The organism is Pseudomonas graminis, assembly GCF_001705435.1.
GTDB lineage: Bacteria > Pseudomonadota > Gammaproteobacteria > Pseudomonadales > Pseudomonadaceae > Aquipseudomonas > Aquipseudomonas graminis_B.
Genome location: NZ_MDEN01000060.1, coordinates 122,571 through 138,163 on the forward strand (window position 1 = coordinate 122,571; position 15,593 = coordinate 138,163).

Annotated in this window: 14 protein-coding genes; 8 read left to right on the plus strand and 6 right to left on the minus strand. The window is 62.2% G+C overall.

The window, feature by feature from the left end; genetic code table 11:
- Nucleotide 1: 1 nt before the first annotated feature.
- On the plus strand, nucleotides 2–907 hold the full coding sequence (locus BBI10_RS09880; protein WP_065988350.1) for a cation diffusion facilitator family transporter: 906 nt from the start codon (nucleotides 2–4) through the stop codon (nucleotides 905–907).
- A gap of 255 nt (nucleotides 908–1,162) precedes the next feature.
- On the opposite strand, the gene BBI10_RS28345 is transcribed toward BBI10_RS09880, so the two are convergent.
- Entirely contained in the window at nucleotides 1,163–1,888 is a 726-nt protein-coding gene (locus BBI10_RS28345) for a DUF6515 family protein (protein ID WP_065988351.1), read from the minus strand.
- Here BBI10_RS28345 and BBI10_RS28350 point away from each other — a divergent pair.
- Nucleotides 1,874–2,641 (plus strand): hypothetical protein, encoded by a 768-nt coding sequence (locus tag BBI10_RS28350; RefSeq protein ID WP_347876464.1) that lies wholly within the window; start codon nucleotides 1,874–1,876, stop codon nucleotides 2,639–2,641. The genes BBI10_RS28345 and BBI10_RS28350 overlap by 15 nt on opposite strands.
- 164 nt (nucleotides 2,642–2,805) lie before the next feature.
- The gene (locus tag BBI10_RS09895; protein WP_192133544.1) at nucleotides 2,806–3,288 is read left to right on the plus strand and encodes an Lrp/AsnC family transcriptional regulator; all 483 of its coding nucleotides are present in this window, start codon (nucleotides 2,806–2,808) and stop codon (nucleotides 3,286–3,288) included.
- Between the two features lie 174 nt (nucleotides 3,289–3,462).
- Here the strand turns inward: BBI10_RS09895 and BBI10_RS09900 are convergent, their stop codons facing one another.
- From BBI10_RS09900 to BBI10_RS09915, 4 genes are all read right to left on the minus strand, one after another.
- Nucleotides 3,463–4,095, minus strand: a complete 633-nt coding sequence (locus tag BBI10_RS09900) for a pseudouridine synthase (RefSeq protein WP_065988353.1) — start codon at nucleotides 4,093–4,095, stop codon at nucleotides 3,463–3,465.
- Nucleotides 4,096–4,195: 100 nt separating this feature from the next.
- Entirely contained in the window at nucleotides 4,196–5,659 is a 1,464-nt protein-coding gene (amn, locus tag BBI10_RS09905; RefSeq protein ID WP_065988354.1) for an AMP nucleosidase, read from the minus strand.
- A 93-nt stretch (nucleotides 5,660–5,752) separates the two neighbouring features.
- Complete coding sequence (locus BBI10_RS09910) at nucleotides 5,753–7,399, minus strand: acyl-CoA dehydrogenase family protein (RefSeq protein WP_065988474.1); 1,647 nt, start codon at nucleotides 7,397–7,399, stop codon at nucleotides 5,753–5,755.
- Nucleotides 7,400–7,685: 286 nt separating this feature from the next.
- Entirely contained in the window at nucleotides 7,686–9,641 is a 1,956-nt protein-coding gene (locus tag BBI10_RS09915) for a sensor histidine kinase (protein WP_065988355.1), read from the minus strand.
- A 416-nt stretch (nucleotides 9,642–10,057) separates the two neighbouring features.
- On the opposite strand from BBI10_RS09915, the gene BBI10_RS09920 reads away from it, so the two are divergent.
- From BBI10_RS09920 to BBI10_RS09935, 4 genes are all read left to right on the plus strand, one after another.
- Nucleotides 10,058–10,855, plus strand: coding sequence for a hydroxymethylpyrimidine/phosphomethylpyrimidine kinase (locus BBI10_RS09920; protein WP_065988475.1), 798 nt, complete (start codon nucleotides 10,058–10,060; stop codon nucleotides 10,853–10,855).
- A 23-nt stretch (nucleotides 10,856–10,878) separates the two neighbouring features.
- Nucleotides 10,879–11,505, plus strand: a complete 627-nt coding sequence (thiE, locus tag BBI10_RS09925; protein WP_065988356.1) for a thiamine phosphate synthase — start codon at nucleotides 10,879–10,881, stop codon at nucleotides 11,503–11,505.
- Between the two features lie 57 nt (nucleotides 11,506–11,562).
- Nucleotides 11,563–12,846 (plus strand): glutamate-1-semialdehyde 2,1-aminomutase, encoded by a 1,284-nt coding sequence (gene hemL / locus BBI10_RS09930; RefSeq protein WP_065988357.1) that lies wholly within the window; start codon nucleotides 11,563–11,565, stop codon nucleotides 12,844–12,846.
- Nucleotides 12,847–13,044: 198 nt separating this feature from the next.
- Nucleotides 13,045–13,611: a tetratricopeptide repeat protein gene (locus tag BBI10_RS09935; RefSeq protein WP_065988476.1), complete on the plus strand. Its 567-nt coding sequence runs from the start codon at nucleotides 13,045–13,047 to the stop codon at nucleotides 13,609–13,611.
- 54 nt (nucleotides 13,612–13,665) lie between these two features.
- Here BBI10_RS09935 and BBI10_RS09940 read toward each other — a convergent pair whose 3' ends face one another.
- A complete protein-coding gene (locus BBI10_RS09940; protein ID WP_065988358.1) occupies nucleotides 13,666–13,992 on the minus strand; it encodes a DUF1820 family protein in 327 nt (108 codons plus the stop codon).
- Nucleotides 13,993–14,123: 131 nt separating this feature from the next.
- Between BBI10_RS09940 and miaB the strand changes: the two genes are divergently transcribed.
- Nucleotides 14,124–15,452, plus strand: coding sequence for a tRNA (N6-isopentenyl adenosine(37)-C2)-methylthiotransferase MiaB (gene miaB / locus BBI10_RS09945; RefSeq protein ID WP_167355784.1), 1,329 nt, complete (start codon nucleotides 14,124–14,126; stop codon nucleotides 15,450–15,452).
- Nucleotides 15,453–15,593: the final 141 nt, after the last annotated feature.

The following is a 15,593-nucleotide window of genomic DNA, read 5'->3' on the forward strand; positions in this document are numbered from 1 at the left end:
CATGAGCACCAGTCCCGAACACGCCCGCTTATTGCGTCTGGCAACCCGCGCCTCGCTTGCCGTGGCGAGCATTCTGATCGTTGCCAAAGCGGTTGCGTGGTGGCTCAGCGGCTCAGTGAGTCTGCTGGCCGGCCTTACGGACTCGATGCTCGACGGCGCGGCGTCTTTCCTCAATCTGCTGGCCGTGCATTACGCGCTGCGTCCCGCCGACGATGATCATCGCTATGGCCACGGCAAGGCCGAGGCGTTGTCGGGCATGGCCCAGGCGCTGTTCATCGCAGTAAGTGCGTTTTTGATCGGCTTTCAGGCGGTCGACCGCATCCAGCACCCGCAGCCCCTCGGCGCTCCCGGGTTGGGTTTGCTGGTGATGGTGTTGTCGATTGGTCTGACGATTGCCTTGCTGATGTTGCAGCACCGCGTGGTAAAGGCAACCGGTTCGGCGGCGATCCGCGCCGATTCCCTGCATTATCGCTCTGACCTGCTGCTCAACTTCAGCATCATGCTGGCGCTGGGCTTGGCCTATTTCGGTTACTCCCAGCTGGACGCTTATTTCGGTCTGGCCATCGCGTTCTACATTTTGTGGAGCGCGATTTCCATTGCCCGGGAAACGGTGTCAGTGCTGATGGACGCTGAGCTGCCTGTCGATGTCAGCGCAAAAATGCTCGAGCTGGCCCAGGGCGTGCCGGGTGTGCTGGGTGCCCACGACCTGCGCACGCGGATTTCGGGCAATCACTGGTTTGTGCAGCTGCACCTGGAGTTGCCGGGCACGCTGACGCTGTCGGTGGCGCACGATTTGTGCGAGCGGGTGGAAGCGGCAATTCAGCACGAATTCCCCAAGGCCGAAGTGCTGGTGCACGCGGATCCGCAGGAAGTGGTGGGGCGTGAGGATGGACCGGTTTTGAATTGACACGGGCGTAGGACCGGCTTTAGCCGGGAACGCGTCTGGTGTCATACCGCAAATCTGATGGCGCGCGCACTGGCCTCTTCCCGGCTGAAGTCGGTCCTACTATCGGTGTGTACTTAGTGGGACTGGCTTTAGCCGGGAAGGCGTCGGTTGTCACACTGCAAATCTGATGGTGTGCGCACCGCCCTCTTCCCGGCTGAAGCCGGTCCCACAAAAACAGTGCGCTGCGCATTTTGCATCCCAGGCTACATCCCGCACTCACTGCTGAATGCTATACCCCCGCCCTGCATAACAACTGGCCATCGCCTGACGGTAGACACCCAGCACTTCCGGTGCCGGCTGATAGGCCGCGCCTGCCGGGTCGAAATTGCTCTGCTGCACGGCGTAGCGGTAGCAGTCGTAGCGGTCCTGTTCGATTTCCTGTTGCGGCTTGCCTTCGGGCGGATAGGCGACAACGTCATAGGGATTCGCGGCCTGCTGAACGGGCTGCGGCGAGTACACCGGTTCGACATTCTGGGGAGGCTCGGCGACCACATATTCCTGGGTGTTCTGCTCGTAGGTGTAATAGGTGCCGGCGGCGACGAAGAACAGCGCGCTGCCAAGCCAGACCTGTTGAGCGTAGTCAGGCAGATAGCGCACGCGGACACCCCGTGGGGGCTGGACGACCACATAACGCGGGCCCTGTGGGCGATACCAGTAGCCGCCTGAGTAGAAGTAGTCCCCGCCGCGATACGGCACGCGGGAATATCCGCCCGGCATGCGATCGATTTCGTAACCCGGGCGATAGCGCGGGCCCGAACCCCAACCATCGCCATGACCACCGGGACGGCCGGGCTGCCAGTTACCGTTATCAGGACGACGGTCGCCGTCGCGCCAGCGGTTGTCTCGGGGCTGGTCGCGGTAGAAGCCCTGCCGCGGCTCCTGGGTCTGAACCACTGTGTCCGGCCGACCCTGAATCGGCAGGCCGCCTTGGCGATCCTGCAACTGACGCTGTTGTTGCTGCTGCTCTTGCTGGCGTCGTTGCTGATCCTGCTGTTGCTGGCGCTGCTGTTGCTGGCGCTGTTGTTGCTGTTGCTGCTGTTGGCGTTGATCGTCGCGGAGGTCGCGCTCGCGTTCCTGCTGCTGGCGCTGCTGATTGGCGCGCTCTTGCTGGTTCTGCTGAATCTGGCGGTTTTGCTGCAGCTGCTCCTGCTGCCGCTGCTGTTGTTGCTGCTGCGCCTGCTGTTGGCGTTGCTGCTGCTGACGCTGCTGATCGTCGGCAAAACCGCGCTGCTTCTCCTGCTGCTGACGCTGCATCTCGAACCCGCGCTGTTGCTGTTGGCGCTGCTGCTGCTGTTGTTGCTGTTGCTGTTGCTGTTGCTGTTGCTGTTGCTGCTGATTATTGTCGTCGGCCCACACCTGAGCACCGATGCTCAAGGCCAAGAGACTGACACCTGCCAAACGCCAGATGCGCGTGTTCATGCTTTCCTCACTGCGGCGCGGATACCTGTTGATAGGACTGCTAGTCGGGTGCGCCGTTCGCCGCACTCTATCAGCGTGGCGGATGAAACTGTAGAAGCACCACTGCGGCCTGAGCTGAAAGGCAGGCACAAAAAAAGAGGGCTCAATGGCCCTCTCTGGAATGCTTCGTCCTGGCTCGACGCTTTTGACGTCGGCTCACCTCGCATCGTCTTCTGGACAGTGCGTAGCCCGGTGGCCTGCTCAACCCTCTCGGGTTGGAGACCGCGGCTGGCCTGATTCGGCGGGCCGCGCTGGACGCTGTGTCCGGGCAGTGATTCTGGTTAAAAGAATAGGCTTTGGGAGACGACACAGGATTGCGAATATTGCTGATGAAAACACCACTTGCGCAATAATTCACTTCAGATTAATAATCCTGCGCAATCCATTCAATAAAGGCGCTTATGGTGAGCAAGCTCGACAGATATGACTTGAGTATTTTGGCCGAACTGCAAAAGGACGCGCGCATTTCCAATCAGGAGCTGGCCGAGCGCATTGGCCTGTCGCCTTCACCCTGCTCGCGTCGCGTCAAGCAGCTGGAAGACGATGGTTATATCGTGGGGCAGGTCGCGCTGCTGGACCGCAAGAAGCTGGGCCTTAGCCTGACGGCCTACGTGCTGATCGGCATGGACCGCCATACGCCCGACCGCTTCGAGAATTTCGAGCACCACATCCGCAACCTGCCGCAGGTGCTGGAATGCAGCCTGGTCACCGGTATCGACGCCGACTACCAGTTGAAGGTGGTCGTCCCGGACATGGATCACTATCAGAAATTTCTGCTCGGCCACCTGACCCGCATCGACGGCGTGACCAGCGTGCGCTCCAGCTTCGTGCTCAATCAGGTCCTAGCAAGCACCGAATTGCCGCTGGTGCATTTGCGTGGGTGAAGCGCGTCCGCGCAGGTACAGGGTTTTTGTGGGAGCGACCGGGGTGGCGATCCACCTTGCTCGCGAAGAGGCGGGTACAGCCGCTAAGTCTTCAGCGGCTGTAACGCAGTCTTCGCGAGCAAGCTCGACTCCCACAGGGGTTGCGTTTGCTTCGCGACGGCCTGTCGTTTTTACTCAAAGCTTTGCCGGCACTTCCCGCCACTGCCCCTGATCCAGCCCATCAAGGCACCAGTCGCCAATCCGCACGCGCACCAGTCGCAACGTCGGCAGGCCGACCGCTGCGGTCATCCTGCGCACCTGGCGGTTGCGTCCTTCTTTGATCACCAACTCCAGCCAGCTCGTCGGCACGCTTTTGCGAAAGCGCACCGGCGGGTTGCGCGGCCACAGTTCCGGCTCGTCCAGTTGCCGGGCCTGGGCAGGCAAGGTCGGGCCGTCGTTCAGCTCGACGCCGTCACGTAGCTTTTGCAGTTGCTCTTCCGTCGGCTCGCCTTCCACTTGCACCCAGTAGGTTTTCGCCAGCTTGTGCTTGGGGTCGGCGATGCGCGCTTGCAACTGGCCGTCGTTGGTCAGCAGCAGCAAGCCTTCGCTGTCGCGGTCCAGGCGACCGGCTGGGTAGATGCCAGGGATCTCGATGAAATCCTTGAGCGTCGCCCGGCCTTCGCCATCGCTGAACTGGGTCAGCACGTCGAAGGGTTTGTTGAACAGAATCAGCCGAGGTTCGGCGGGCGGTGCTTTGGCGACACGCCGGGGCGCGCCCGTGCGATCAGGCGAAGGACGGCGGGGATCAGGACGTTGATTGCGGGGCATGGTAAACCGGTAAAGATGACGGAAACGGAAAAGACCACTAAAACAGAAAGGGCCACTTTAGTGGCCCTTTCGTTGAACGCCTAGCGCCTTAACGGAGCCCTTAGCGGAACGGCGGTTCGTCGAAGCTGCGCAGCTTGCGCGAATGCAGCGAGTTGAGCTGCGTGCGCATCAAGTCCAGCGCGGCGATGCCGATCTTCAAATGCTGGGTGACCGCACGCTCGTAAAATGCGTTGGCCGAACCCGGCAGCTTGATCTCGCTGTGCAGCGGTTTGTCCGAGACACAGAGCAAGGTCCCGTAAGGCACCCGCAGGCGATAACCCTGGGCGGCGATGGTGCCGCTTTCCATGTCCACCGCCACGGCGCGAGACAGGTTGATCAGCGGCCGCTCCTGAGCCCAGCGCAGTTCCCAGTTGCGATCGTCGTAAGTCAGGACCGTGCCGGTGCGCAGACGCTTCTTCAGATCGTCGCCGCGTTCGCCGGTGACTTGGGCGGCTGATTCCTGCAACGCCAACTGCACCTCGGCCAGGGCCGGGATCGGGATATTCGGCGGCAGCACGCGGTCAAGAATGCCGTCGCGACGCATGTAGGCGTGGGCGAGGACGTAGTCACCGATGGTCTGCGACTGACGCAGGCCGCCGCAGTGACCAATCATCAGCCAGCAATGCGGACGCAATACCGCGAGGTGGTCGGTGATGTTCTTGGCGTTGGACGGGCCAACGCCGATGTTGACCAATGTCACGCCATGGCCGTCTTCGGCGATCAGGTGGTACGCCGGCATCTGGTAACGGTGCCAGACCACGCCGGAGACGATGGCCTGGGCTTCGCCGTAATCCATGCTCTTGTCGACAACAACGTTGCCCGGCAGGACCATCTTCACGAAGCGCGGGTCGTCGCGCAGTTTTTCCAGGCCATGCACGATGAACTGGTCGACGTAGCGGTGGTAGTTGGTCAGCAGGATCCACGGCTGAACATGGCGCCAGTCGCTGCCGGTGTAATGCACCAGACGGCGCAGCGAGAAATCCACCCGGGCGGCGTCGAACAGCGCGAGCGGCAGCGGATCGGTGTTGGCCCAGTCGTACAGACCGTCAGCGATGCCATCGGTGGCCGCCGACAAATCGGTGCTCGGGAAGACCCGCGCCAGGGTCGCGGCGGTGACGCCGGTACCGGCTAGCTCATCGCCCTGCTCGACCACGTAGGGGTACGGAATGTTCTGCTCGCTGACGCCCACTTCCACCGTCACGGTGAAGTCGTTCATCAGCGGCACAAGCTGTTCGAGCAAATATTTGCGGAACGCCGCCGGGTGGGTGACGGTGACGCTGTAGGTGCCCGGCAGCTGAACCTTGGCGTAGGCGCGGGTGGTCAGCGGCACTTCGCCCTGGCAGTGATAGGTCAGACGCAGTTCGGGGTAGCGAAACGTCAGACGCTCGGCGGCGGTAGGTTCGACGCGGTCTTTCAGGTAGCGCTTGAGCGCCTGGCTCAAGGCGGTGGTTGCCCGTGCGTGCAGCTCAGCGAGCCGGTCCACGGCGTGTTCGGCAGTTTCTACGACAATGAAAGCTTCGGTCACGATGCATATCCTTCTTATCTTGCAAGCGCATATCTTGCCTGCAACAGATGACGAAGGCACGAGTTGCCTGTGGCCGACGCGGCAATGGACGCGTTATAGCTGCGGCGATGACCGCGCGACCAGCGCCTGAACATCCATCCCGCGCGGCAAGGCGCCGTAGACGCGTCCCGGCCGCTCAAGGCGTCCGGCGATAAACCCGTCGCTGACCACGGCATTGCCCGCTTCCAGCAGCAGCTTTGCCTGCAACGCGACGGCGATGTCTTCGGTCAGTTGCCGGGCGCGGTACTGAATGTCGCCGGTGTCCTGAAATGCCTGCTTCAACTGCTGAATATGCGCGGCCAGACGCGTGTCGCCATGACCGTCGCCAAGCTCATCGAACAGCGCATCCAGCACGCCCGGTTCTTTGGATAACGCCCGCAGGACGTCCAGGCACTGCACGTTGCCGGAGCCTTCCCAGGTCGAATTGACCGGCGCCTCACGGTAGAGGCGCGGCAGAATGGTGTCCTCCACATAGCCTGCACCACCCATGCATTCCGCCGCTTCGTTGATCATGGCCGGCGCGCGCTTGCAGATCCAGTACTTGCCCACCGCCGTCACCAGCCGTGCGAAACGGGCTTCGTGGCCGTCGTCCAGACGCTCCAGCGAGCGTCCCATGCGCAGGGTCAGCGCGAGGGCCGCTTCACTTTCCAGCGCCAGATCGGCGAGCACGTTTTGCATGAGCGGCTGCTCACTGAGCAAGCGACCACTGACGCTGCGGTGGGCGCAATGGTGCGCGGCCTGGGTCAGCGCCTGACGCATCAACGCGCTGGAACCGGTCATGCAATCGAAGCGAGTCATCGCCACCATTTCGATGATGGTCGGCACGCCGCGCCCCTCCTCGCCCACCATCCACGCCAGGGCGCCGCGGAATTCCACTTCGCTGGAGGCGTTGGACCAGTTGCCCAGTTTGTTCTTCAGCCGCTGTATGTAGAACGCGTTGCGGGTGTCGTCCGGGCGATGGCGCGGCAGCAGGAAACAGGTCAGGCCCTTGTCGGTCTGCGCCAGGGTGAGAAAGGCGTCGCACATGGGCGCTGAACAAAACCATTTGTGCCCGACCAGTTCATACGCCTGACCGGGCCCGGGCAGGCCGACCGGATAGGCCCGCGTGGTGTTGGCGCGCACGTCGGTGCCGCCCTGTTTCTCGGTCATGGCCATGCCGATGGTGGCGCCGGCCTTGTGGGCGATGCCGACGTTGCGCGGGTCGTAGTGGGTGGCGAGGACCTTCGGCAGCCAGACCTCGGCCAGGTCCGGTTGAAGGCGCAGGGCCGGGACGCTGGCGAAGGTCATGGTCAGCGGACAACCGCTGCCGGCTTCGGCCTGGGTGTGCAGATAGCTCATCGCCGCGCGGGCGACGTGGGCACCTTCCCTGGGATCGGTCCACGGCAGCGACGGGATGCCGTGCTCGACGGCGGTTTGCATCAACTGGTGGTACGCAGGATGAAACTCCACCAGATCGATGCGATGGCCGTAGCGATCATGGCTGGCGAACACCGGCTTGTTCTGGTTGGCGAGAAAACCCGCTTCCATCAACGGGCCGCCGGCCAGCGCGCCGTAGGCGTCGATTCTGTCTTGCGCCCAGCCTGCGCCGAAACGCCGGGACCACTCTTGCAGCGGCAGGTCGATGCGGTACAGGTTGGTGCCGTCCAGAGAAGGCGGCTGATTGGTGACCTCGTGGGTCTCGGCGAACTGGTGCAGATTGATGGGCTGGTCCATGAGGCGACTCCGGTCCGGGCAGCACGGGGCGGTTGGCTGCTGACCTAGTGAATCACGCACACTGCGCCGGCGACAGCGCCATAGAAGACGAAATCACGGCGGTTTTGCCTTGTGGGCGCACGATCTCGGAATGGATGCAGATCAACTGTAGGAGCGTGGCTTGTCCCGCGATCTGGCGCGGAGCGGCAGCACACTTGGCATCGATTTCTCCTGATCCACCGCATGCGCCGATTCGACGACCGGTTCCCGGCCGATCGCGGGACAAGCCACGCTCCTACACCGTTTGCGCGGCGATCTGCACATCCAGGCTCAAGCGGAACTGGCTACCATTGCCCGGTTCGGACTGATGGCTCAGGCGCCCGTCCTGCAATTCAATCAACTGTCGGCAAATTGCCAGGCCGATGCCCAGCCCGCCGTATTCCCGCGTTGTCGATCCATCCACCTGGAAGAAGTTGGCGTACAGCGTTTCTTCATCAAGTCGACTGAAGCCGATGCCGGTGTCGATGACGTCGATCACCAGCCGCACGTGCTCGGCGTCTGGGCGCTGGCCGTTGACGCGGATTCTGATCGAACCGGTTTTGGTGAACTTGATCGCGTTGTCCAGCAGGCACTCCAGGCACTGGCGCAACTTGACGCCGTCACCTTCAAGGCTGTCCGGCAGCGTTTCGTCCAGCTCCACACTCAGCGCCAACGCCTTGCTGCGGGCCAGCGGCTCGAACCCACTGCGCAGCTGAAACAGCACATGGCGCAGGCTGAACGGCTCGCTGCGCACAGTGACCCGACCGGCTTGCAGTTCGGTCAGCGTGAGGATGCCGTTGACGATGCCCATCATGCTTTGCGCCGAATCGGCGGCGGTCTGGCGATACAGCTCGATCTCGCTCTGCGCCGCGTCCATCTGCATCAATTCCAGCGAACCGATCACGCCGTTCATGGGCGTGCGCAGTTCATGGGTGAGCGTGGCCAGAAACTCGTCTTTCAATCGGTTACTCACCGCCAGTTGCTGGTTGAGGGTTTCAAGCCCCTGCTGCGATTCCGCCATGATCTGCGCCTCACGCTCGCGCATGGCGTTGATGCGGTCGGCCAGCGCCAGCGACAGCAATGCCACCTCGATCACCGAACCGATCTGGCTGGCGTACATGGTCCAGAAGGTGTTGGGCAAATGCCCCAGCAGCATGGTCGCGTTGACCACCCCGCCGATCAGGAACGCCGACCAGCCGATGATGAAGTACCGCGCGACCCGCCGGCCCTTGAACCACGCCGCCAGCCCGATCAACAGCACGACCGGCGTGAACAACAACACCAGCCCGGTCACCAGGCGCAGCGCAACGCCGTAATCCATGCTCAACGCGAGGGCCATGATCAGCGCGGCGCAAACCATCATCACCCGCAGCGGCACGTCCAGCCAGCGCCCGAGGCTCGGCGTCTGCAGGAATTTACGGGTGAACTGGCTGGCAAACAGAATCGCGGCGGCGATGAGGAAGGTGGTTGAGGTATTGGCCCACCACGGGTTATTCGGCCAGAAATACTCGATCGCCGCGCCGTTGACCGACACCTGATACAGGCCGAAAAAGGTGATGTAGAGGATGTAATACAGGTACGCGGTGTCGCGCACGCTGAGGTAGATGAACAGGTTGTAGACGAGCATCACCGCCAGCACGCCGTAAATCATGCCGAGGATGTACAGCCGCGACGGCTGCTCTTCTATATAGGCGTGACTGGCCCACAGATTGAGCGGCGCCTGCACCGAGCCGTGGCTGGCGACGCGCAGGTAAACGGTCTTGGTTTCGTGGGCGTTCAGGTTGAGATCGAACACGTAGTTGTTCTGCTTAATCTGCCGGCTGGCAAACGGCAGCATGTCGCCGGTCTGCCAAGCCAGACGGGGTCGCGCGTCGCCGTCGCCGAGGTAGAGATCAACATGGTCCATCGGCGGGTAGGCCATTTCCAGCAGCCAGTCGGCGGACGCCAGCGGGTTGCCGGGGCGATACGTCAGACGCACCTTCAGCCAGAAAGCGGAGCGAGAGTACCCGGCGTTGAGCGACTGACCGGCAAGCGGTTGGAAGCGTGAGGCGCCCTCAGGGGACGAGACTTGCTGGATGGTTGCATCGCCGGTGGGGTCTTCGAACACTTGGGTGTCGCGCCCCAGTGCCAGGCTGCGGGTCTTTTCATCAAAATCGACGGCGCTGGCGAACATCGGCAACAGGCAGAGCAGGAAGATCAGCACCAGGCGCATGGGGCACCGCCTTGGCACTGATGAAGTCCACGAGCTGCCGTGGGCAAATCGCACGGCTTCGCAATTCTGCGAGCGACCGCTGTATCGGTCGAATAGGTCAGCGGGCAACGCACTTGCATTCACTCTTCTGGCGGAATGTATGAAGCGCCACAGGATAGCGACCGATAGCTCGATGACACCATCTAAATCTGCGCATTGTGCGGGGCGGGTTTGTTCCCGTGTAGGACTGGCTTTAGCCGGGAAGGCGTCGGATGTCTCACCGCAAAATTGATGGTGTTTGCACTGGCGCTTTCCCGGCTGAAGCCAGTCCTACTAACAGCATGCGTCCTGCCGCAAAATTGATGGTGTTTGTACTGGCGCCTTCCCGGCTGAAGCCGGTCCCACCGGCAAAAACTTTAGTGGTAAGCTCGCGCACCATGAATATCTATAGCTCCCGCCCTGTTGTCCTCTGTCTCTCCGGTCACGACCCCAGTGGCGGCGCCGGCTTGCAGGCAGATATCGAAGCCCTGCTCGCCCAGGGTTGCCACGCGGCTCCCGCCATCACCGCCCTCACTGTTCAAGACACCGTGAACGTCACTGACTTTCGCGTGCTGGATCGTGAGTGGGTGCTGGCGCAAGCCAATGCCGTGCTCAACGATTCCGTCGTCGCGGCAGTGAAGCTGGGCATGCTGGGTTCGCTGGAGATGGTCGACACCGTCGTCGAACTGCTGACGGCGCATCCGCACCTGCCCATGGTCTGCGATCCGGTGTTGCGTGCCGGTGGCGGCGGTCGGCTGGGCAAGGACGAAGTGGGTTACGCCATGCGCGAGCGTCTTTTGCCTCTGGCGACTATCGCCACGCCGAACCTGCCGGAAGCGCGCATTCTGGCTGAGCTGCCTGAAGGCACGGCCGATGAGTGCGCCGAGAAGCTGCTGCCGTTCTGTGAGCACCTGTTGATTACCGGCGGTCATGGCGATGAGCACGAAGTTCACAACCGCCTGTACATCCGCGGCGGTCAGTCACGCACCTTTACCTGTCAGCGTCTGCCGGGCAGCTATCACGGCTCCGGCTGCACACTGGCCAGCGCACTGGCGGGAAGACTGGCCCAGGGTCAGGACCTGATCGGCGCTGTGCAAATGGCGCTGGACTACACTTGGCGCACGCTGCGCGATGCCGAACAGCTGGGCCGGGGACAATTCGTTCCGCGCCGCCTGCCGCTGGATTTCTGCTCGTAACGCCACGAAAAAGAGGCACCTTGATGAGATTACGTGGCTTGTATGCCGTGACCGACAGCCAGCTGTTGGCCGGCAAATTCCTGTCTTACGTCGAAGCCGCCCTCGATGGCGGTGTGACCCTTCTGCAATACCGCGACAAATCCGGTGACGAGACCCGCCGCCTGCGCGAGGCCTCAGCGCTCCTCAAACTGTGCGAGCGCTACAAGACCCGCCTGATCATCAACGACGACGCCGAAGTGGCCGCGCGGCTGGGTGTCGGCGTGCATCTGGGGCAAACCGATGGCTCGCTGCCGGACGCCCGCGCCCTGCTCGGTCACAAAGCCATTGTCGGGGCGACCTGCCACGCGCAGCTTGAGCTGGCCGACAAGGCCAAGGCCGACGGCGCCACCTATGTCGCCTTCGGCCGCTTTTTCAATTCCCAGACCAAACCCGGCGCGCCGACCTGCAGCCTCGACCTGCTCAGCCAGGCGCGCAAGCGCATCAATCTGCCCATCGCGGTGATTGGCGGGATTACCCTGGACAACGCCGCGCCGCTGGTAGCCCATGGCGCCGACTTGCTGGCCGTCGTGCACGGGCTGTTCGGCGCGGAAACCACCCAGGAAGTCACCCGCCGCGCCCGCGCCTTCAACGATTTGTTCAAGCCCGCCTGATTCTGAATCAGGCCGGTTACGCACTCATTCATTCCCGATTCAAACAGAGACCTCATCATGTCCCGTTCTGAAACCCTGTTCGCCAACGCCCAGAAACACATCCCCGGCGGCGTCAACTCGCCGGTCCGCGCCTTCAAAAGCGTCGGTGGCACGCCGCTGTTCTTCAAGCACGCGGTGGGCGCCTACGTCACCGATGAAGACGACAAGCGTTACGTCGATTACGTAGGCTCGTGGGGCCCGATGATTCTGGGCCACAGCCACCCGGACGTGCTCGACGCCGTGCGCAAGCAGTTGGAACACGGTCTGTCGTACGGCGCGCCGACGGCGATGGAAACCGAGATGGCCGATCTGGTCTGCTCGATCGTGCCGTCGATGGAAATGGTGCGCATGGTCAGCTCCGGCACCGAAGCGACCATGAGCGCGATCCGTCTGGCCCGTGGTTTTACCGGTCGGGACAGCATCATCAAATTCGAGGGCTGCTACCACGGCCACTCCGACAGCCTGCTGGTGAAAGCCGGTTCGGGGGCACTGACCCTGGGCGTACCGAGTTCGCCCGGCGTACCGGCGGCGTTCGCCAAGCACACGCTGACCTTGCCGTTCAACGACATCGACGCGGTCAAGACGATGCTGGCTGACGTTGGCCAGGAAGTGGCGTGCATCATCGTCGAGCCGGTGGCGGGCAACATGAACTGCGTGCCGCCCGCGCCGGGTTTCCTGCAAGGCCTGCGCGAGGCCTGCGACGAACATGGCGTGGTGCTGATTTTCGATGAAGTGATGACCGGTTTCCGCGTTGCCCTCGGCGGCGCGCAGGCGTACTACGGCGTGAAGCCGGACCTGAGCACCTTCGGCAAGATCATCGGCGGCGGCATGCCGGTTGGCTGCTTCGGCGGCAAGCGCGAAATCATGTCGCACATCGCGCCGCTGGGCCCGGTATATCAGGCCGGCACTCTGTCGGGTAACCCGCTGGCGATGGCGGCGGGTCTGACCACCCTGCGCCTGATCAGCCGCCCGGGTTTCCACGACGAACTGACTGCCTTCACCACGCGCCTGCTGGAAGGCCTGCAACAGCGCGCCGACGCCGCCGGCATCCCGTTCGTGACCACCCAGGCGGGCGGCATGTTCGGCCTGTACTTCAGCGACGCTAAAGAAATCGTCACCTTCCAGGACGTGATGACCAGCGACGCCAATCGCTTCAAGCAGTTCTTCCACCTGATGCTGGAAGGCGGCGTGTACCTGGCGCCAAGCGCCTTCGAGGCCGGCTTCACCTCCATCGCCCACGGTGACGCGGAGTTGCAGCAGACGCTGGACGCGGCAGAAAAGGCGTTTGCTCAACTGAAATGACCGGCAGACCGGGCGGAACGGATGCCGCCCGAGTGTCTACGGCCTGGTCAACCGCCCTGAATTCAGGTCTATCAAGTCCGCGCAGCAGAAAATCAGTAAAGACTTTGTAAGGTTGCCCTCGCTTATTTCATAATGCGCAGCCAGCACGTTTCGCTGGACGGGCATGCCCGCACCTTTTTCAGAGGTAAGTCGACTTCCATGAATCGCACCGGCCGCACCCTTGCATTGGGCTGCCTGTTGCTTCTTCATCCCCTGCTGGCTAATGCAGGTGGCAACTCGTTGTTGATCCCGGCGGTGGGTCGTTGCACCCTCGATACCCAGCCAGACAACCTGCCAGCAGCGTTGTCCGCTTGTCAGCAGGCGGCTCAGGATGGGGATGCGCAGGCGCAATACGAGTTGGGGGAGTTCTATTACGAGGGCAAAAGTGCGCCACGTGACTTGCCCCAGGCACTCAACTATTTCGAAAAAGCTTCATTGCAGGGCCATGCCCAGGCGCAGTACCAGCTGGGCTTGATGTTCTTTCGTGGCGAAGGGGTGCAGGCCAACAACATTCAGGCGTATATCGTGCTGAAGATGGCGGCGGTCAACGGTTCGGAAGATGCACTGGACCAGGCGGATGAAGTGTCGGCACAGATGAAGCGCGAGGATCTCGAAGTGGCCACGCAAGTGCTCGGGCAGATCTTCCGCAAATACCTGCTGGAGCTGCAAACCGCTGAAGGACGCACACCGTTCGCGCCCTTCCCTGCCGACAGCGTCAAGCCCTGATCCCGGTGTTATTGCCGATCGCCTGTCCGGTATCGGCTACTTGTAGACCGTCGGTTACTTGTCCGGCATGGGCATCGGAAACGGCATGACGTTGCCGGTGTGACGCGCCTCGGTGATCTTCGCTGTGCCCATCCGCTCGACTTCATCGATCCGCACGATCGAGTGCATCGGCACGAAGCTGCGTACAACACCATCGAACTGCGCCTTCAGCTTCTCTTCACTCGGGTCGACCACCACGGTGGTGCGCTCGCCGAAGACGAATTCTTCCACTTCCAGAAAACCCCACAGATCGCTCTGATAGATCTGTTTGGCGTACATCTCGAACACCTGTCCCTGGTTGAGAAAAATCACCTTGTAGATTGGAGCTTCGCGTTTGGTCATAACAGGCAGGCAGTGGTCAGCGTTTTGAAAAGGGCGCGAACTATAGCATGCCGCTGGTTAGACGACGCTAGGAAGCCGGGGCCCGCATCCCTATAATGCGCGGTTCTTTGAATCACCTGATGAACCCGCGCATGGCCAAGAAGCTTTACATCGAAACCCACGGCTGCCAGATGAACGAGTACGACAGCTCGCGCATGGTCGATCTGCTGGGCGAACATCAAGCACTGGAAGTCACCGCACGGGCGGAAGACGCCGACGTCATCCTGCTCAACACCTGTTCAATCCGCGAGCGGGCGCAGGATCGGGTGTACTCCCAGCTTGGCCGCTGGCGGGAACTGAAGCTGGCGAACCCGGAAATGGTCATCGCCGTCGGTGGCTGCGTGGCGAGTCAGGAAGGCGCGGCCATCCGCGACCGCGCACCGTACGTCGACGTGGTATTCGGCCCGCAGACCCTGCACCGCCTGCCGGAAATGATCGACGCGGCGCGCATCACGCGCCTGCCCCAGGTTGACGTCTCGTTTCCCGAAATCGAAAAATTCGACCACCTGCCCGAGCCCCGTGTCGATGGCCCGAGCGCTTATGTGTCGGTCATGGAAGGCTGCAGCAAATACTGCACGTTCTGCGTGGTGCCTTACACCCGTGGCGAAGAAGTCAGCCGGCCGTTCGACGACGTCATTAACGAGGTGCTTCATCTGGCCGAAAACGGCGTGCGTGAAGTGACCCTGCTGGGCCAGAACGTCAACGGCTATCGCGGCACAACCCACGACGGGCGCCTCGCTGATCTGGCCGAATTGATCCGCGTGGTTGCAGCCATCGACGGCATCGACCGCATTCGCTACACCACCTCGCACCCGCTGGAATTCTCCGACAGCCTGATTCAAGCCCACGCCGAAGTGCCGGAACTGGTGAAGCATCTGCATTTGCCCGTGCAATCAGGTTCTGACCGGATTCTTGCAGCGATGAAACGCAATCACACCGTGCTCGAATACAAGTCACGCCTGCGCAAGCTGCGCGCGGCGGTACCGGACATCTGCATCAGCTCCGACTTCATCGTCGGCTTCCCGGGCGAAACCGAGAAGGATCACCTGCAAACCATGAAGCTGGTGGAAGACGTCGGCATGGATTTCTCCTACTCCTTCGTTTACAGCGCGCGCCCCGGCACGCCCGCGGCCGATCTGCCCGACGACACGTCGGAAGAAGTGAAGAAAGAACGCCTCAAGCAGCTGCAGGACCTGATCAACCGTCAGGGTCTGGACATCAGCCGCAAGATGGCCGGCACCGTGCAGCGCATTCTGGTCACCGACTATTCGAAGAAGGACCCCGGTGAATTGCAGGGCCGTACCGAGAACAACCGGATCGTCAATTTCCGTTGCGACAACCCCCGGCTGATCGGCCAGTTCACCGACGTGTACATCGACAGCGCCCAACCCCACTCGCTCCGCGGGTCGTTGTTGCAATAAGCCAAAAGCGCCCCAATGTAATCGTCACGTCTATTTTTTCGTGCAGGCCCAAGCGTTGAATCAGGTGCCGGACAGCCGCCATACGTCGGCTGCACCGGCCCGCGATTCGGCGCACGGGCCCGGCGGGCTGTCTGCCAAAGG